Raw genomic sequence first — 18,355 nt, 5'->3', positions numbered from 1 at the left:
CCGTGCGTTTCAAGCCATCAAATGAGCTTGACCAGTTGCTTGCCGAAATTCTTGCCCTTGAGCAAACCCAGGAAGGCCTCAGGGGCGGATTCGATGCCCTGCGCGATCGACTCGCGCGGCTTGAGCTTGCCCGTACCCACCAGCGTGCCGAGTTCGGTCAGCGCCTCGGGCCACACTTCCATGTGCTCGCTGACGATGAAGCCCTCGATCTTCAGGCGGTTGATGAGGATCAGCGCCGGGTTCGCCAGCGGCAGCGGCTGGCCGTCGTAGCCCGCGATCATTCCGCACAGCGCCACGCGTGCAAACGCGTTGGTGCGCAGCAGCACGGCGTCGAAGATGTAGCCACCGACGTTCTCGAAGTAGCCGTCGATGCCGTTCGGGCAGGCTTCCTTGAGCGCGGCGCTCATGGTCTTCACGTCGGGGTGCTGGCGGTAGTCGATGCAGGCGTCGAAGCCGAGCTCGTCGGTCACGTACTTGCACTTGTCGGGGCCCCCCGCGATGCCGACCACGCGGCAGCCGCGCGCCTTGGCCAGCGCGCCGAAGGCGCTGCCCACCGCGCCGCTGGCGGCGGTGATGACCACGGTTTCACCTGCCTTGGGCGCGATGATCTTCACGAGGCCGTACCAGGCCGTCACGCCGGGCATGCCCACGGCGCCGAGGTAGTGCGACAGCGGCACGTGCGTGGTGTCGACCTTCTTCAGCGCGCCGGGCTGCGAGCCATCGACCACGCTGTATTCCTGCCAGCCGCCGAAGCCGACGACCTTGTCGCCCACGGCGTACTTGGGGTGCTTGCTCTCGACCACCTCGCCCACCGTGCCGCCCTGCATCACTTGGCCCAGCGGCTGGGGTTGCGCGTAGCTCTTGGCGTCGTTCATGCGGCCGCGCATGTACGGGTCGAGGCTCATGAAGTGGTGGCGCACCAGCACCTGGTTGTCCTGCAGCGCGGGCGTCTCGGTGGTCACGAGCTTGAAGTTGCTCGCCACGGCTTCGCCGTCGGGGCGGTTGTCGAGGATCTGTTGCTTGTTGGTCGGCATGGAAGTCTCCGGAAATGGGATGTCGGTTGGTCGGTCGGTCAGTCGGTGGATGGCGGACGCATCGCGTTCGCGCTCGCGGGGCCGGTCGGCAGCCGGCGCTTCACGTACTTGAAGGTGCCGGTGGCATGGGCGCACACGCGCTCCTGCTCGTCGTAGATCTTGGCCTCGGTGAAGGCCAGCGTCGCAGTGCGATGCAGCAGCGTGCCGCGTGCGTGCAGCGGGCCGACCGACGGTTGCATGAAGCTGGTCTTCATCTCGATGGTGACCACACCGGTCTCGGGCGCCACGCTGCGCGCAGCGGCCGCCATGGCGATGTCGAGCAGCGTCATGCAGGCGCCGCCGTGCGTCACGTCGAAGGTGTTCAGGTGCTCGGGCTTGGCGGTGTAGATGATCTCGGACTGGCCGTCCTCGAACTTCGTGAGCTCGAAGCCGAGGTGGCGCGCGAACGGAATCTGGCTCGTGTACGAGCGGATGTTGATGTCGCTGGACTTTTCAGGCGAATCGGACATGTCAGGCCGCACCCAGCACCACGCTCACGCCGCCATCGACCGCGACCCACTGGCCGGTGATGTGCTTGCCGGCATCGCTCGCGTACAGCAGCGTCAGGCCCTTCAGGTCTTCGTCGTCGCCCAGGCGGCCCAGGGGCGCCGAGGCGGCCATGTGCTCTTCGCCCAGGGTCTTGATCAGGCCGGCGGCCATCTTCGTCATGAAGAAGCCCGGGCAGATCGCGTTCACGTTGATGTTGTACTTGCCCCATTCGGCCGCCAGCGTCTTCGTGAAGCCGATCACCGCGGTCTTCGAGGTGTTGTAGGCCAGCGTCTGCATGCCGGGCGGGTTGCCGTTCAGGCCCGCGATCGAGGCGATGTTGATGATGCGCCCGCGCTTCTTCGGGATCATGTAGCCGTTGGCAACCTGCTGCGCCAGGATGAAGTAGCCGCGCACGTTGAGGTTCATCACCTTGTCCCAGGCCTCGACCGGGTGGCTCTCGGCCGGCGAACCCCAGCTGGCGCCGGCGTTGTTGATGAGGATGTCGACGCCGCCCATGCGCTGCAGGGTCTCGTCGGCCAGGCGGCGGGTGTCTTCTTCCTTGGAGCAGTCGGCGGCGATCCAGCGCGCGTCGATGCCGGCGGCCTGAAGCTCGGCGGCAGCCTGTTCCAGGTCGTCGGCCTTGCGCGAACTCAGCATGATCTTCGCGCCGGCTTCGCCCAGCGCATGGGCCATCTGCAGGCCCAGGCCGCGCGAGCCGCCGGTGATGAGCGCCGTCTGACCCGTGAGGTCGAACAGCTGTTGGGTGGTGCGGGGCTTCGTCATGTCGGTGTCTCCGGTGTGGATGATGAAAGAAGAGGGTTGCGTTGGCGGTGAAGGCGGTGGCTTCGGGTCGTCAGGACGCGGCGTCGTCCGCCTCGACGGCGGCGGCCTTGCCAGCGGCCACGGCCTTTTTCAGCCGGCGCCAGTCGGCCTCGTTCACGTCGGCATAGCCTTCGGCGAAATCAGCGAGCGCCGTGTTGAAGCTCTTGGCGCCCCCCAGGTAGCCGTCGATGGCCCAGGCGTCGCCGCCCTTGGCATGCGCGCGGGCCAGGCTGTAGCCGCAGGCCTCGGCGAACTCGAGCAGGTCGACCGGCTTGAAGTCCTCGAGCTTGTAGGAGGCCTTCATGTCGCGCAGCTGCCGCACGTAGAAGCCGCGCCCGCCCGGTCCCTGGGCCCAGCCCAGGAAGACGTCGCTGGCGGCCTGTGCGAGCCGCTGGCCCTGCACCACGCGCTGGCCCTGCACCACGCGCTGGCCCGGCGACGCCGTGTCCGGTGCCGCGCCCAGCGGGGCTTCGAGCACCGACTCGCCGGCCTCCTTGCACTGCAGGAACAGCGGGTGCGCGCGGTCGGCCACGAACAGCAGCAGGAAGCAGCGCCGGCCGACCGAGCCGACGCCGGGCGTGAGCACCGCGACATCGTGCAGCTCGTAGCGGTCGAACAGCCGCTGGCGCTCGGGCGGCAGGCTGGCGCGGTACTGCGCCAGGAAGGCCGGCAGTCCGGCGCGGAAGCGCTTGATTTCACGCGCCGTCGCGCGGGCGTCGTGGTACACGAACGGCGGCTGGTCGCGGATCATGAGGCGGCCGTCGACCGTCTCGGTCGCGCTGTCGGCGAACACGCGCGAGGTGCTGCGGCGCGCCTTCTTGATGACCGCGAGCTCGGTCGCGTCTTCGGCGCCGAGCTTCAGCAGGGTTTGCGACGTGAGCCGCGCGTACCAGGCCTCCAGCGTGTCCATGCGCGCGAAGGCCCGCATGCGGTCGCGGTAGGCCTCGGCCAGCTGCTGCACGGCCTCGCGCCCGATGCGCGGCTTGAAACCCCGGTCGCGCGCGGCCACCACGAACGAGGTGGCCAGCCGACGCACGTCCCAGTCGAAGGGCCCTTGCAGGGTTTCGTCGAAATCGTTGATGTCGAAGACCAGCGCCCGCTCGGGGCTGGCAAAGAAGCCGAAGTTCGCGAGGTGCGCATCGCCGCACAGCTGCGTCGCGATGCCGCTGTGCGGGAGCCTGGCGAGGTCGTTCGCCATCAGGCTGGCGGCGCCGCGGTAGAACGTGAAGGGGCTGGCCAGCATGCGGCCGTGGCGCACCGGCACCAGCTCGGGCACGCGGCCGCGGTTGGAGGCCTTCAGCCACCCGAGCGGGTCACGGTCCTTGGCGTCGGGCCGGGGTGACTCCGCCCACTGGCCGAGCGCACAGCGCTGGCGCTGCGCACGGCCGAACGCCCGCCGCTCGGCCGGTGAGGCCGTGGCGTCGGGCGCGTGGGGTTCAGAGCTCATAGTCCATGCACTGGCGGGCTTCGCGCACGGCGCCGATGAAGGGCTTGAGCGCCACGTGCTGCGGGTGGTCCGCATAGGCCGCCAGCGCGGCGGCGTCGGTGAATTCCGAATTGAGGATCAGGTCGTAGGTGGCCTCAAGCCCGGGCTGGGCGATGACCACCTCGAAACGGTGCGTGCCGGGCGAGAGTGTCGCGCAGGCATCGAGCAGCGCCTTGGCCTTGAGCAGGTTGGTCGCCTTGTCGGCGCCCTCGGCGTGCTCCTTGAACTTCCACATCACGATGTGCTTGAGCATGGTCGGTCCTTGCCTTGTTCTTACTTGAGCCGCGAACGCACGTAGATGAGCACGACGCCCACTGCGGCGACCACGACGCCGGGCACGGCCATCGACCAGCCCAGCGCGGGCTCGGTGCGGCCCGTGGCGATGCCCAGGATCACGAGGAACAGGCCGCCGTAGATCAGGATCCAGATCCACTTCTCGAGCCGCGCATGCGGCTTGGGTGGTTTCGGCGGTTGGGCGGCGGGCGGGGGTGAGTTCGGGGCGGCGTTGGCCATTGTCAGAAAGCGTCCTCGGGCAAAGCGGTACAGGTCGGGTCACGGGTTTCGACCACCTGGAGCCAGGCACCGATTTTCGGCAGCTCGTAGTGGAAGAAATAGTCCGTGGCGCCGATCTTGCCAGCTGTTACCGCCCTCGCCTTCTGTGCATCGATTTCCAGGGCCCGCAGCGCCACGTCGAGCCAGATCCAGGCCAGCACCGTGTGGCCGAAGGCCTGCATGTAGGGCACGGCGTTGGCCAGCGCGTCGGCCGGGTCGCCGGTGGACCAGGCGGCCTCCGTGGCGCTGCCGATGCGCTGCAGCGCGGCGCCCAGCGCCTTGGCGTGCGGCGCCAGCGCCGGCACCTTGGCGGCGCGGCCGATGGCCTCGGTGACACGGCCGGCCAGCAGTTGCAGGCCGCGGCCCTTTTCCATCAGCACCTTGCGGCCCAGCAGGTCGGCCGCCTGGATGCCGTGCGTGCCCTCGTGGATCATGTTCAGGCGGTTGTCGCGCCAGTACTGCTCCACCGGGAAATCGCGCGTGTAGCCGTAGCCGCCGTGCACCTGGATCGCCAGCGAATTGGCTTCCAGGCACCATTCGCTGGGCCAGCTCTTGGCGATGGGCGTGAGCACCTCCAGCAGCAGGCGGGCGTCGTCGGCCTGCGCGGCGTCGCCGGTCTTCTGCGTGTCGACCAGGCGCGCGCAGTACAGCTCCAGCGCCAGCGCGCCCTCGCAGTACGCCTTCTGGGCGAGCAGCATGCGGCGCACGTCGGCGTGCTCGATGATGCGCACCTGCGGCGCGGCCGAGTCCTTGGCCACGGCGGCGCCGGCGGCTTCGGGTTTCTTCACCAGCCGGCCCTGCGGGCGGCTCTTGGCGTAGTCGAGCGAGGCGTAGTAGCCGGCCATGCCGAGCATGGTGGCGGCGGTGCCGACGCCGATGCGGGCCTCGTTCATCATGTGGAACATGCAGTGCAGGCCCTTGCCGGGCGCGCCGACCAGGTAGCCCACCGCGCCGGCCTTGCCGCCGACCGGGTACTTGCCCTCGCCGAAGTTCAGCAGCGTGTTGGTGGTGCCGCGCCAGCCGAGCTTGTGGTTCAGGCCGGCCAGCGCCACGTCGTTGCGCTCGCCGGTGAGTTCGCCCTGCGTGTCCACCATGCGCTTGGGCACGATGAACAGCGAAATGCCGCGCGTGCCCGGAATGAGCTTGCCGTTTTCGTCGGGGATCTTGGCGAGCACGATGTGCACGATGTTCTCGGTCAGCTCGTGGTCGCCGGCCGAGATCCACATCTTGTTGCCCGTGAGCCGGTAGCGCGGGCCCAGCGGGTCGTCTTGATAGTCGGCGCCATCGGGCACGGCGCGCGTGGCCACGTCGCTCAGCGACGAGCCGGCCTGCGGCTCCGACAGGCACATGGTGCCCGCCCAGCGGCCCGAGAATTCGTTCTTGGCGAACACCTCTTTCTGCATCTCGGTGCCGTGCACCATGAGCAGGTTGGCGTTGCCGCTGGTGAGCATGTTCGAGCCGATGCTCACCGAGGCCATCGCGAAGAAGCTGTTGGCCGCGGCCTGCACCGTGTACGGCAGCTGCATGCCGCCGATCTCGTAGTCTTGCGCGGCGCTCATCATCCCGGACTCGACGAAGGCCTTGTGCGCGTCGTGCGTGGCCTGCGGCAGGATGACTTTCTCGCCGTCGAAATGCGGCTCCTGCGTGTCGACGGTGCGGTTGAACGGCGCGTACTTTTCGCGCGCAATGCGCTCGCAGGTGTCGAGCACGGCGTCGAAGGTCTCGCGCGAATGGTCGGCAAAACGCTCGCTCTGGTTGAGCTTCTCGGCGTCGAGCCAGTCGTAGAGCAGAAAGTCGAGGGTGGGACGCAGGCTCATGGTGATGTCTTCTTCAGGCTACGACTTCGCGGGTGACGAAGTCTTCTTCGGGGAATCGGGCAGCTTGGCGATGGTGCCCTGCGCCAGCGCGCAGAGCTTCTCGGTGCCGTCGTCGGCCACCGCCACCACCTCGCAGGTGCACACGGCCTGCGAGCTGCCGGTGTGCACGGCCCGTGCACGCGCAATCAGCCGCCGGCCGATGGCGGGCCGCACGTAGTTGATCTTGAATTCGGAGGTCACGACCGGCACGCGCAAGGCGCTGCCGCCGGCAAAGGTCAGCGCGTTGTCGGCCATGTAGCTCACGATGCCGCCATGGGCGAAACCGTGCTGCTGCTTCAGCTGCGCGCCGAGCGGCAGCTGGAGCTCTGCATGGCCCGGCGCGAGCGCATGCAGCTCGGCGCCGATCAGCACGCTGAAGGGCTGCGCAGCCAGCACGCTGCGGCCGTAGGCCAGGACGGCTTCGGGCGAGACCTCCTGGTCATTGCCCAAGCCGGACATGGTTACAGGACCTCGAACACGCCCGCGGCGCCCATGCCACCGCCGATGCACATCGTGACCACGACCTTCTTGGCGCCGCGGCGCTTGCCTTCGATGAGCGCGTGGCCCGTGAGGCGCTGGCCGCTCACGCCGTAGGGGTGGCCCACGGCGATGGCGCCGCCGTTGACGTTCAGGCGGTCGCCCGGAATGCCCAGCTTGTCGCGGCAGTAGATGACCTGCACGGCGAAGGCTTCGTTCAGCTCCCACAGGTCGATGTCGTTGACCGTGAGGCCCAGGCGCTTGAGCACCTTGGGAATGGCGAAGACCGGGCCGATGCCCATTTCGTCGGGCTCGCAGCCGGCCACGGCGAAGCCGAGGAAGCGGCCCAGGGGCTTCAGGCCCTTTTGCTGGGCGTACTTCTCGTCGACCACCACGCAGGCGCCGCCGCCGTCGGAGAACTGGCTGGCGTTGCCGGCCGAGATCAGGCCACCGGGCATGGCCGAGCGGATGCCGCTGATGCCTTCCTTGGTGGTGCCGGGGCGGATGCCTTCGTCGTTCTCGATCGTGACTTCCTTGGTGCGCAGGCCCATCACGGGGTCGGCCACGCCGGCCAGCACGGTGATGGGGGCGATTTCAGCCTTGAAGAGGCCGGCTTCGAGCGCGGCGGTGGCGCGCTGCTGGCTCTGTGCGCCGTACTCGTCCATGGCGTCGCGGCCGATGTTGTAGCGCTTGGCGACCTGCTCGGCGGTCTGCAGCATGTTCCAGTAGATCTCGGGCTTGTGCTTCACGAGCCACGGGTCGGCCAGCATGTGCGTGTTGGCTTCGTTCTGCACACACGAGATGCTCTCGACGCCGCCGGCCACGTACACGTCGCCCTCGCCCGCGATGATGCGCTGGGCGGCGGTGGCGATGGTCTGCAGGCCCGACGAGCAGAAACGGTTGATGGTCATGCCCGAGGTGGTGACCGGCAGGCCGGCGCGCAGGGCGATCTGGCGCGCGATGTTGGAGCCGGTGGCGCCTTCAGGCGTGGCGCAACCCATGATGACGTCGTCGACCGAGGCCGGGTCGATGCCGGCGCGCTGCACCGCGTGCTGCACGGCATGGCCGCCCAGCGTGGCGCCGTGGGTCATGTTGAAGGCACCCTTCCAGCTCTTCGCGAGCGGCGTGCGGGCGGTGGAAACGATGACGGCGCTGGTCATGGTGAGGTCCTTTGAAGATGGAAGGGAAAAGAGGGAAAAGACGGGGTCGTCATTGCGCCGGCGCAGCAGCGTTCGTGTTGCGCAGGAGCTGGTGGTAGAAGCCGATCATCTCGCCGTAGTTCGAGATGGCCAGGCGTTCGTTGTTGCCATGGAAGCGCGCCAGGTCCTCGCTCTTCACGCGGAACGGCGAGAAGCGGAAGACGGCGTCACTCACGAGGCTGAAGTGGCGCGAATCGGTGGCGGCGGTCATGAGGCCGGGCGCCACCACGGCATCGGGGAAGCTCTGGCGCACGGCCTGCTGGATCGCGCGGTAGCCGGTGCTGTCGGTGGGCGACACCGGCGAGGGCTCCGAGTTGCCGGGGTACGGCTTGATCTTGATGTCGTCGTCGCCCAGCGCCTTGCGCAGGTGCGCCTCGACGCTGGCCAGCGTGTCGCCGGGCAGCACGCGGAAGTTGACGGCGGCCTCGGCACGGCCGGGCAGCACGTTGTCCTTGTTGCCGGCACGCACGATGGTCAGCGCGGTGGTGGTGCGCAGCATGGCGTTGCTGCTCGGGCTCTTCTCGAGCTGGCCGCGCACCAGCGGCTCGGTGAGCCACAGGTTCGACAGCATGACGCGGTTGACGCCGCCCATCTCGGGGGCGAGCGCGCCGAACATCTGGCCGGCCACGCCCTGGATGCCGCCGGGCATCGGCGTTGCTTCGAGCCGCGCGAGCGCGGCGCTCATGCGGCCGATGGCGCTTTTTTGCGGCGGCATCGACGAGTGGCCGGGCGCGGTATCGAGCGAGAGGAAGAAGGTGCCGTAGCCCTTCTCCGCCAGGCCGATGAGCGCCGCGGGCTTGCTCAGGCCGGGCAGCACGCCGTCGAGCACGAGCAGGCCTTCGTCGAGCACCCAGTCGAGCTTCACGCCGCGCGACTTGAGCAGTTCGGCGATGGGCTGCGCGCCGCGCAGGCCGCTCACCTCTTCGTCGTCGCCCATCACGAGGTAGACCGTCTGCTTCGGCTGGAAGCCGCTGCCGATGAGCAGCTCGATGGCTTCCATCTGCGCAAACAGGTTGCCCTTGTTGTCGAGCGTGCCGCGGCCCCAGACGAAGCCGTCCTTGATCTCGCCCGCGAAGGGGTCGACCGACCAGGCTTTTTCGGTGCCGGGCGCGATGGGCACCATGTCCTGGTGCGCCATGAGCGCGATCGGCTTGGCCTGCGCGTCGGTGCCGGTCCAGGTGTAGAGCAAGGCCTTCTGGCCCACCACTTCCTTCTTGAGGGTGGCGTGGACCTTCGGGTACTGCTGCGCCAGGTAGGCGTGCAGCTTGTCGAACTCGGCCAGGTTGGCGGCCGGGTCGTCCAGGCTCGACACCGTGCGGATCGGAATCGCGCCGGCCAGCCGCTTCGCAGCCGCCTGCAGGTCGATCTCGAGCTTCGGTGCGGGCGCCACCGCAAGTTGCTGCGATGGCGTGGTCCAGGTCTTGACCGCCACGGCCGCCACGAGTGCCAGGAGCACCAGCAGCAGCCCGAGGAAGATGCGTTTCAACATGGGCGGTCTTGATCCCGGTTCAGACTCAGCTGAAGGACTTGCCTTCGGCCACCAGCTTCTGGATCAGCGGTGCGGGCTGCCAGAACTCGGCGTCGTCGCGAGGATTCTGCGCAAAGCGCTTCATCGTCTCGGCCACGTTGTACAGGCCGACCTGCGAGGCGTAGTGCATCGGGCCACCGCGGTAGATCGGGAAGCCGTAGCCGGTGAGGTACACCATGTCGATGTCGCCCGACTTGGAAGCAATGCCGTCTTCCAGGATGTGTGCGCCTTCGTTGACGAGGGCGAACACCAGGCGCTGCACGATTTCCGTGTCGGAGATCTTGCGCGGCGTGATGCCCAGTTCCTTGCGATGATCCTCGATCATCTTGTTGACGAGTTCCGACGGAATGGCGTCGCGCTTGCCGGCCTGGTAGTCGTACCACCCTGCCCCGGTCTTCTGGCCGAAGCGGCCCAGTTCGCACAGCTTGTCGGCCGTGCGGCTGTACTTCATGTCGGCGCGCTCGACGGCGCGGCGCTTGCGGATCGCCCAGCCGATGTCGTTGCCGGCCAGGTCGCCCATGCGGAACGGGCCCATGGCGAAGCCGAACTTCTCGATGGCCTTGTCGACCTGCTGCGGCGTGGCGCCTTCGTCCAGCAGGAAGCCGGCCTGGCGGCTGTACTGCTCGATCATGCGGTTGCCGATGAAGCCGTCGCACACGCCCGACACGACGGAGGTCTTCTTGATCTTCTTGCCGATGGCCATCACGGTGGCCAGCACGTCCTTGGACGTGGCCTTGCCGCGCACCACTTCGAGCAGCTTCATCACGTTGGCCGGGCTGAAGAAGTGCATGCCGACCACGTCCTGCGGACGGTCGGTGAACGAGGCGATCTTGTCGACATCGAGCGTCGAGGTGTTGGAGGCCAGGATGGCGCCCTTCTTGGCGACACGATCGAGTTCCTTGAAGACCTTTTCCTTGACACCGATTTCTTCGAACACGGCTTCGATGATGAGGTCGGCGTCCTTCAGGTCGTCATAGCTCAGCGTGGTGCTCAGGAGCGCCATGCGCTGCTCGTACTTGTCCTGCTTGAGCTTGCCCTTCTTGACCTGGGCTTCGTAGTTCTTCTTGATGGTGGCAATGCCGCGGTCGAGCGCCTCTTGCTTCATCTCGAGGATCTTGACGGGGATGCCCGCGTTCAGGAAGTTCATCGAGATGCCACCGCCCATGGTGCCGGCGCCGATCACGCCCACGGCCTTGATCTCGCGCTTGGGCGTGTCTTCGGGCACGTCAGGAATCTTGCTCGCGGCGCGCTCGGCCATGAACAGGTGGCGCAGGGCCAGCGATTCGGGCGTGAACATCAGCGCGGTGAAGAGACGCCGCTCTTCGGCCATGCCGTCGTCGAACTTCATCTTGGTCGCGGCCTGCACGGCGTCGACGCACTTCAGCGGCGCGGGGTAGTTCTTCGACATGCCGCCGACCATGTTCTTGGCGAACTGGAAGTAGGCATCGCCTTGCGGGTGCTTGCACGGCAGGTTGCGCACCAACGGCAGCTCGCCGCCCTTGGCAGCGACCGACTTGGCGAACTCGACGGCTTCGTCGAACACCGATTCGGCCGAGGCGGCCAGCTTGTCGAACAGCTTCTGGCCCGGCAGGCTGGCGAGCAGCTCGCTCTTGACCGGCTCGCCGCTGACGATCATGTTCAGGGCGGTTTCCACGCCGATCACGCGCGGCAGGCGCTGCGTGCCACCGGCGCCCGGCAGCAGGCCGAGCTTGACTTCAGGCAGTGCCACGCTGGTGCCCGGTGCGGCCACGCGGTAGTGGCAGCCCAGGGCCAGCTCCAGGCCGCCGCCCATGCACACGGAGTGGATGGCTGAGACGATGGGCTTGGGCGAGGCTTCGAGCGAGAGGATCACGCTCAGCAGGTTGGGCTCTTGCAGCGCCTTGGGCGTGCCGAATTCCTTGATGTCCGCACCGCCCGAGAACGCCTTGCCGGCGCCGGTGATGACGATGGCCTTGACGGCGCTGTCGGCATTGGCCTTGGACAGGCCGTCGGTGATGCCGATGCGTGTCGAGAAGCCGAGACCGTTGACCGGCGGGTTGGTCAGGGTGATCACGGCGACATCGCCGAGCACTTTGTATTCAGCCGTCATGCTGCGTTCCTTGGTGTGTGAAGAAAAAGAAGAAAAAGCACGAGTGTTCTTTTTCGAAGATTCTAGGCGTTTTGCGTGGCCGAACAATGGCACGCAGTCGCTGTCGGGACAAGGGCCTCAAGAGAGAGCGCCGGACTTTCCAGGAACACCGCGGAACCGGCTTTGCCGGGCCGCAGGTGTTGCCCCCCTGCAAGGGGGAAGGCGCGCGCGACACGAAGTGCGCGAAGCCTGGGGGTTTGCTTAAACCTCCAGCCACTCCCTGCGGGTGGTGCCGTCGGCGCGCAGGCTGTCGGGCGTCCCGTCGAACACGATGCTGCCGTGGCCCATGACGAGCGCGCGGTCCGAAATCTGCATCGCGATGGTGAGCTTCTGCTCGATGAGGAGCACCGAGATGCCCTTGTCCTTCAGCGTGCGCAGGTACTGCCCCACCAGCTCGACGATCTTGGGCGCGAGGCCTTCGGTGGGCTCGTCGATGATGATGAGGTCAGGGTCGCCCATGAGCGTGCGGCACAGCGTGAGCATCTGCTGCTCGCCGCCCGAGAGCACGCCGGCCTCGGTGTGCTGGCGCTCCTTCAGCCGCGGGAACATGCCGTACATGTCGTCGAACGACCAGCGGCTGCCCTTGCCCGAGCCCTTCTGGCCCAGCAGCAGGTTCTGGTGCACCGTGAGCTTGGGGAAGATGTCTCGGTTCTCGGGCACGTAGCCGATGCCCATGTGCGCGATCTCGTAGGCCTTGCGACGCAGGATGTCGCCGCCCTTCCACTGCAGCGTGCCCTCGGCATGCACCAGGCCCATGATGGCCTTGGCCGTGGTCGAACGGCCCGAGCCGTTGCGACCCAGCAGGGCCACGATCTCGCCCGGGCGGACGTCGAAGGAAACGCCATGCAGCACATGGCTCTTGCCGTAGTAGGCGTGGATGTCGTGAAGCTTCAGCATGTCAGTGTCCCGCCCCTTGTGCATCGGCCACGGAAGAACCCAGGTAAGCCTCCTGCACGCGCGCATTGGCGCGCACGGCAGCCGGCGTGTCGAAGGCGATGACCTCGCCGTAGACCACCACGGCGATCTTGTCGGCCAGCCCGAAGACCACGCCCATGTCGTGCTCCACCGTCAACAGCGTCTTGCCGACGGTGACGTGCTTGATGAGCGAGATGAAGTGCGAGGTCTCGGTCTTGCTCATGCCGGCCGTGGGCTCGTCCAGCAGGATCACGCCGGCGCCGCCGGCGATCGTCACGCCGATCTCGAGCGCGCGCTGCTCGGCATAGGTGAGGTTCACCGCATGTACGTCGCGCTTGCGCTCCAGGCCGATCTGCTTGATGAGCTCTTCGGTGCGCGCGTTGGCGTCGTCCAGGTTCGAGAGAAAGCGCAGGAAGGTGTACTTGTAGCCCAGGCTCCACAGCACGCCGCAGCGCAGGTTCTCGAAGACGCTGAGCTTCGGGAAGATGTTGGTGATCTGGAAGCTGCGCGACAGCCCCAGGCGGTTGATTTCATAGGGCTTCTTGCCGTCGATGCGCTGCCCGTTGAGCAGCACCTCGCCGCTGGTGGGCGTGAGCCGCCCGCTGATCAGGTTGAACAGCGTCGACTTGCCCGCGCCGTTCGGCCCGATCACGGCGATGCGTTCGCCGGCCTTCACCGCCAGGTCCACGCCGCGGATGATTTCGGTCTTGCCGAAATTCTTGCGCAGCCCCTTCAGTTCCAATGCGTATTGCGCGCTCATTTACGCCGCCTCCCGACGTTTGATTTCTGCTTCGATCTCTTCCTGCGCCTGGCCCCAGACCCGCACGAAGCGGCGCCGTGCCACCTCGAGCAGGCCCAGGCCGACGGCCAGGATCGCGATGGCGCCCAGCCAGCTGGTCACGCCCGCCGTGTTCAGCATGGTGCCGAAGAACTTCAGGTCCGGGCCCATCGCCGCGTTGAGCTGGATGTGATAGATCATCTCGATCAGCGCGGCAGCGCCGACCACCACCGGCACCAGGGCCACGGCGAGCGCGGCGTACAGGCCCCAGAAGCGGTTGAACTTGCCGAACTTGGCCACGCGCAGGTTCATCATGACCAGGCTGGCGATGCCGCCGGGGGCGAACATCACCATGAACACGAACACCAGGCCGAAGTACAGCTGCCAGGCCTTCGACAGTTCGGACAGCAGGATCGAGGCGAACACCAGCAGCACCGCGCCGATGATCGGGCCGAAGAAGAACACCGCGCCGCCCAGGAAGGTGAACAGCAGGTAGCCGCCCGAGCGGATGGCGTTCAGGCTGTCGGCCGCGTTCACGATCTCGAAGTTGATCGAGGCCAGGCCGCCGCCGATGCCGGCGAAGAAGCCCGCGATGATGAACGCGAAGTAGCGCACGCGCTGCGTGTTGTAGCCGATGAACTCGACGCGCTCCGGGTTGTCGCGCACCGCGTTCAACATGCGGCCCAGCGGCGTGCCGGTGAAGGCATACATGAGCGCGGTGCACACGAAGCAGTACACGGCGATCAGGTAGTACACCTGGATCTGCGAGCCGAAGTTGAAGCCGAAGAAGGTGGGGCCGTACACGCGGTCGGTGGTGATACCGCCCTCGCCGCCGAAGAAGCTGGGGAACATCAGCGCCATCGAGGCCACGAGCTCGCCGATGCCCATGGTGATCATGGCAAAGGTGGTGCCCGACTTCTTGGTGGTCACGAAACCCAGCAGGATGGCGAAGAACATCCCCGCCAGGCCACCGACGAGCGGAATGAGCACCAGCGGAATCGTCGGGCCGCCCTTGGTCGCCAGGTTCATCGCATGGATGGCGATGAACGAGCCCAGGCCGGTGTAGACGGCATGGCCGAAGCTCAGCATGCCGCCCTGCCCCAGCAGGATGTTGTAGCTCAGGCAGATGATGATCAGGTAGCCCATCTGCGAGAGCATCGTCAGCGCCAGGCTGCTCTTGAACAGCATCGGCGAGATGATCAGCACCAGGGCGAACAGCGCCCAGACCAGGTAGCGCCCGATGTTCCAGGGCTTGAAGCGGTAGTACCGCGTCGGGGTCGTCGGTGAAGTGGTGGTTGCGGTGGTCATGGTGTCAGTCCTCCCGGGTGCCCAGAAGACCCTTCGGGCGGAAGATGAGGATCAGCACGAGGAACAGGTACGGCAGGATCGGTGCGACCTGCGAGATGGTGAGCTTGAGCAGCTCGTAGCCGAAGGTCTGGTCGGTCACGGCCACGCCCAGGGCCTGCAGCGCGGTGGCCAGCGAGTGGTCCAGCGCCACGGCGAAGGTCTGGATGATGCCGATCAGCAGCGACGCCAGGAAGGCGCCCGCCAGCGAGCCCATGCCGCCGACCACCACCACCACGAAGATGATGGTGCCGACCGAGCCGGCCATGGCCGGTTCGGTGACATAGGTGTTGCCGCCGATCACGCCCGCCAGGCCGGCCAGCGCGGCGCCGCCACCGAACACCAGCATGAACACGCGCGGCACGTTGTGGCCCAGCGCCTCGACCATGTCGGGGTGCTTCAGCGCCGCCTGGATCACGAGGCCGATGCGGGTGCGCGTGAGCAGCAGCCACACGGACACCAGCATCAGCATCGCCACCAGCATGATGAACGAGCGCGACTTGGGGAACTGCGTGCCGTACAGCGAGAACAGCGGCCCCTGCAGCGCCTCGGGCAGGCCGTAGGGCACCGTGGAGCGGCCCCAGACCAGCTGGACCAGCTCGAGGATGAGGTACGAAAGACCGAAGGTCACCAGCAGCTCGGGCACGTGGCCGAACTTGTGGACCCGGCGCAGGCTGTAGCGTTCGAAGGCCGCGCCCAATGCCCCCACCAGCAGCGGCGAGAGAAAGAGCGCGGGCCAGAAGCCGACGATGCCTGACAGGGTGTAGGCGAAATAGGCGCCCAGCATGTAGAAGCTGGCGTGTGCAAAGTTGAGCACACCCATCATGCTGAAGATCAGCGTAAGGCCAGAGCTCAGCATGAACAACAGCAGGCCGTAGCTGACGCCGTTGAGCAGTGAGATGACGAAGAATTCGACGTTCATCGGTCTTCCGTGTCGGTTGAAAAAGAAAGAGGCCCGAGTGTTGAAGTCGGGCCTCGACCGGTCAGGGGGCGATCAGCAGGCGATCAGGAGGCGCCGCCGGGTCGCTTCATCTGGCACGAGGTGGGCGTGCTCGAGACGTAGGGCTCGTAGTACTTGACCGGTGCCAGCGTGTAGCCGGTGTTCTCCGGGCTGTACGGGCTCTTCGCGTCGGCCTTCTGCCAGCGCGTGATCCACAGGCCCTGCTGCAGCTGGTGGTCGGACTTGCGCATCTCGACGTCGCCATTGAAGCTCTTGAACTTCATGCCTTCCATGGCGGCCGCCACCTTCACGGGGTCGGTCGACTTTGTGCGCACGAAGGCTTCGGCGAGCATCGCGTACACGGTGTACGGCGAGGTCGTGTACAGGTCTTCGTTGAAGCGCTTCTTGAACTCGTTCATCATCGGCGCGATCGGGCCCGGCGCGTTGTAGTGGCTGTAGCCCACCATGTAGACCTTGCCGTCCGAGGCCGCGCCCATGGCGGTCGGCGTGCCGTTGGTCACGGCGTAGTAGGTGTAGAACTTGACGTTCAGGCCTGCGTCGTTGGCCGACTTGATGAGCAGCGCGAGGTCGGAACCCCAGTTGCCGGTGATGACGGTGTCGGCGCCCGAGGCCTTGATCTTGGCGATGTAGGGCGCGAAGTCGCGCACCTGGGCCAGCGGGTGCAGGTCGTCGCCGACGATCTGCACATCGGGGCGCTTGGTCTTGAGGTTGTCCTTGGCGTACTTCGCGACCTGCTGGCCGTGCGAGTAGTTCTGGTTGATCAGGTACACCTTCTTGATGTCGGCCTGGTCCTTCATGAAGGTGGTCAGGGCTTCCATCTTCATGGAGGTGTCGGCGTCGAGGCGGAAGTGCCAGTAGCTGCACTTGCTGTTGGTCAGGTCGGGATCGACGGCCGCGTAGTTGAAGTACACGACTTCCTTGCCCGGGTTGCGGGCGTTGTGCTTTTCGAGCGCGTCCATGATGGCCAGCGCCGGGCCGGAGCCGTTGCCCTGCACCACGTAGCGCGCGCCCTGGTCCATGGCCGAGCGCAGCGCGGCGGTGGTTTCCTGGGGGCTGAGCTTGTTGTCGATGCCGATGACCTCGAACTTCACGCCGGCCACGTTCTTCTTGTTGAATTCTTCGGCCAGGAACTGGAAGGTCTTGAGCTGGTTGGTACCGACGGCCGCCATCAGGCCCGACAGCGGGTCCAGCCACGCGATCTTGACGGTCTCACCCTTCTGGGCAAGGGCACCGGTGGCACTTGCCGCGAGCACGGCGGCGGTAGCGATCTTCAGAGCGAACTTCAATCTATATCTCCTGGTCAAACCGATATCAAAAACGCTGCACAAGCGTACAAGTCTTTGCCACCCCACCCCTCAGGGAATGCCCGTAAGGAAGGGGCTGCAAAGGCACGTATCTATCGCGCAGGCGACAGTGCATTTCCTTCTTTTGCTACCCGGCGGTAGGTATCTTCTACCGATGGGTAGGAAATGCGTTCACAAAGACGCCTAGGGGCGCTTCATCTGGCAGGTCGTGGGCGTGCTCGCCACATACGACTCGTAATACTTCACGGGGACGTTGGTGTAGCCGGTGTTCTCGGCGTCGTAGGGGTACTTGGCGCTGGCCTTCTCCCAGCGCGAGATGTACAGGCCCTGCTGCAGCTGGTGGTCGGCCTTGCGCATCTCGACCTCGCCGTTGAAGCTCTTGATCTTCATGCCTTCGAGCGCCGCGGCCACCTTGACGGGGTCGGTCGACTTGGTCTGCACGAAAGCGGCATCGAGCAATGCGAAGGTGTGATAGATCGAGGACTGCGTCAGGTCGTCGTTCATCTTCTTCTTGTAGCCGGTCAGCAGCCGCTGGATTTCGCCGCCCATGTTGTAGTGGGCATAGGCCACGGTGTAGACCTTGCCTGCCGAGGTGGCGCCCATGGCCGTGGGCGTGCCGGCGCCCGGTGCGTAGTACGTGAGGAACTTGACGTCCAGCCCCGAGTCGTTCGCCGCCTTGATGAGCAACGAGAGGTCGGAGCCCCAGTTGCCGGTGATGACCGTGTCGGCGCCCGAGGCCTTGATCTTGGCGATGTACGGAGAGAAATCGCGCACCTGCGCGAGCGGGTGCAGGTCGTCGCCCACGATCTGGATGTCGGGGCGCTTGGTCTTGAGGTTGTCCTTGGCGAACTTGGACACCTGCTGGCCGTGGGAGTAGTTCTGGCCCAGGATGTAGACCTTCTTGATGTCGGCCTGGTCCTTCATCCAGGTGGTCAGCGCTTCCATCTTCATGGAGGTGTCGGCATCGAGGCGGAAGTGCCAGTAGCTGCACTTGCTGTTGGTGAGGTCGGGATCGACCGCCGCGTAGTTCAGGTAGAGCAGTTCCTTGCCGGGGTTGCGCGCGTTGTTCTTCTCGACGGCGTCGATGATCGCGAGCGCCGGGCCCGAGCCGTTGCCCTGGGTGATGTAACGCGCGCCCTGGTCCTGCGCCGAGCGCAGCGCCGCGGTGGTCTCCTGCGGGCTCAGCTTGTTGTCGATCGCGATGATCTCGAACTTCACGCCCGACGCATTCTTCTTGTTGAACTCGTCAGCCAGGTACTGGGTCGTCTTGAGCTGGTTGGTGCCCACGGCCGCCATCAGACCCGACAGCGGGTCCAGCCAGGCGATCTTGACGGTTTCGCCCTTCTGGGCGAACGACGCTGAAACACTCACCAACATGGCGCAGGCGGCCACTGACTTGATACCGAAGTGCATGAAGAGTCTCCTGGTTGAAAGGCGGGACGC

17 protein-coding genes are annotated in these 18,355 nt (G+C 66.3%); all 17 read right to left on the bottom strand.

Annotated elements, in window-relative coordinates:
• Window positions 1-17: 17 nt before the first annotated feature.
• Window positions 18-1,034 (bottom strand): NADP-dependent oxidoreductase, encoded by a 1,017-nt coding sequence (locus AC1RLW_RS04315; RefSeq protein WP_493192296.1) that lies wholly within the window; start codon window positions 1,032-1,034, stop codon window positions 18-20.
• Between the two features lie 38 nt (window positions 1,035-1,072).
• Complete coding sequence (locus AC1RLW_RS04310; protein ID WP_082817985.1) at window positions 1,073-1,543, bottom strand: PaaI family thioesterase; 471 nt, start codon at window positions 1,541-1,543, stop codon at window positions 1,073-1,075.
• Window position 1,544: 1 nt separating this feature from the next.
• Window positions 1,545-2,345: an SDR family oxidoreductase gene (locus tag AC1RLW_RS04305; RefSeq protein WP_095745325.1), complete on the bottom strand. Its 801-nt coding sequence runs from the start codon at window positions 2,343-2,345 to the stop codon at window positions 1,545-1,547.
• A 70-nt stretch (window positions 2,346-2,415) separates the two neighbouring features.
• Window positions 2,416-3,831, bottom strand: a complete 1,416-nt coding sequence (locus AC1RLW_RS04300; protein ID WP_493192295.1) for a DUF2252 domain-containing protein — start codon at window positions 3,829-3,831, stop codon at window positions 2,416-2,418.
• Window positions 3,821-4,123: a Dabb family protein gene (locus AC1RLW_RS04295; protein WP_062471343.1), complete on the bottom strand. Its 303-nt coding sequence runs from the start codon at window positions 4,121-4,123 to the stop codon at window positions 3,821-3,823. Before AC1RLW_RS04295 ends, AC1RLW_RS04300 begins: the two co-directional genes overlap by 11 nt.
• A gap of 20 nt (window positions 4,124-4,143) precedes the next feature.
• Window positions 4,144-4,383 carry a hypothetical protein gene (locus AC1RLW_RS04290; RefSeq protein ID WP_139701578.1) on the bottom strand — a complete coding sequence of 80 codons (240 nt, stop codon included), beginning with the start codon at window positions 4,381-4,383 and terminating at the stop codon, window positions 4,144-4,146.
• Between the two features lie 2 nt (window positions 4,384-4,385).
• Window positions 4,386-6,239: an acyl-CoA dehydrogenase gene (locus AC1RLW_RS04285; protein WP_493192294.1), complete on the bottom strand. Its 1,854-nt coding sequence runs from the start codon at window positions 6,237-6,239 to the stop codon at window positions 4,386-4,388.
• Between the two features lie 18 nt (window positions 6,240-6,257).
• Window positions 6,258-6,737 (bottom strand): PaaI family thioesterase, encoded by a 480-nt coding sequence (locus tag AC1RLW_RS04280; protein ID WP_493192293.1) that lies wholly within the window; start codon window positions 6,735-6,737, stop codon window positions 6,258-6,260.
• Window positions 6,738-6,739: 2 nt separating this feature from the next.
• Entirely contained in the window at window positions 6,740-7,915 is a 1,176-nt protein-coding gene (locus tag AC1RLW_RS04275; RefSeq protein ID WP_070060672.1) for an acetyl-CoA C-acyltransferase, read from the bottom strand.
• A gap of 49 nt (window positions 7,916-7,964) precedes the next feature.
• Complete coding sequence (locus AC1RLW_RS04270; protein WP_493192292.1) at window positions 7,965-9,443, bottom strand: M20 family peptidase; 1,479 nt, start codon at window positions 9,441-9,443, stop codon at window positions 7,965-7,967.
• 25 nt (window positions 9,444-9,468) lie between these two features.
• Window positions 9,469-11,571, bottom strand: a complete 2,103-nt coding sequence (locus AC1RLW_RS04265) for a 3-hydroxyacyl-CoA dehydrogenase NAD-binding domain-containing protein (RefSeq protein WP_493192291.1) — start codon at window positions 11,569-11,571, stop codon at window positions 9,469-9,471.
• Window positions 11,572-11,811: 240 nt separating this feature from the next.
• Window positions 11,812-12,507: an ABC transporter ATP-binding protein gene (locus AC1RLW_RS04260; RefSeq protein ID WP_062471318.1), complete on the bottom strand. Its 696-nt coding sequence runs from the start codon at window positions 12,505-12,507 to the stop codon at window positions 11,812-11,814.
• Between the two features lies 1 nt (window position 12,508).
• On the bottom strand, window positions 12,509-13,285 hold the full coding sequence (locus AC1RLW_RS04255; RefSeq protein ID WP_493192290.1) for an ABC transporter ATP-binding protein: 777 nt from the start codon (window positions 13,283-13,285) through the stop codon (window positions 12,509-12,511).
• A complete protein-coding gene (locus AC1RLW_RS04250; protein ID WP_369647013.1) occupies window positions 13,286-14,611 on the bottom strand; it encodes a branched-chain amino acid ABC transporter permease in 1,326 nt (441 codons plus the stop codon).
• 4 nt (window positions 14,612-14,615) lie between these two features.
• Window positions 14,616-15,569 carry a branched-chain amino acid ABC transporter permease gene (locus AC1RLW_RS04245; RefSeq protein WP_062471309.1) on the bottom strand — a complete coding sequence of 318 codons (954 nt, stop codon included), beginning with the start codon at window positions 15,567-15,569 and terminating at the stop codon, window positions 14,616-14,618.
• 83 nt (window positions 15,570-15,652) lie between these two features.
• On the bottom strand, window positions 15,653-16,894 hold the full coding sequence (locus tag AC1RLW_RS04240) for a branched-chain amino acid ABC transporter substrate-binding protein (RefSeq protein ID WP_062471306.1): 1,242 nt from the start codon (window positions 16,892-16,894) through the stop codon (window positions 15,653-15,655).
• A 201-nt stretch (window positions 16,895-17,095) separates the two neighbouring features.
• A complete protein-coding gene (locus AC1RLW_RS04235; RefSeq protein ID WP_062471303.1) occupies window positions 17,096-18,325 on the bottom strand; it encodes a branched-chain amino acid ABC transporter substrate-binding protein in 1,230 nt (409 codons plus the stop codon).
• Window positions 18,326-18,355 lie beyond the last annotated feature (30 nt).

Source organism: Variovorax sp. GW822-FHT04A09 (assembly GCF_058801005.1).
The sequence above is the reverse complement of the archived record's forward strand: the minus strand, read 5'-3'. Positions and strand labels throughout refer to the sequence as shown.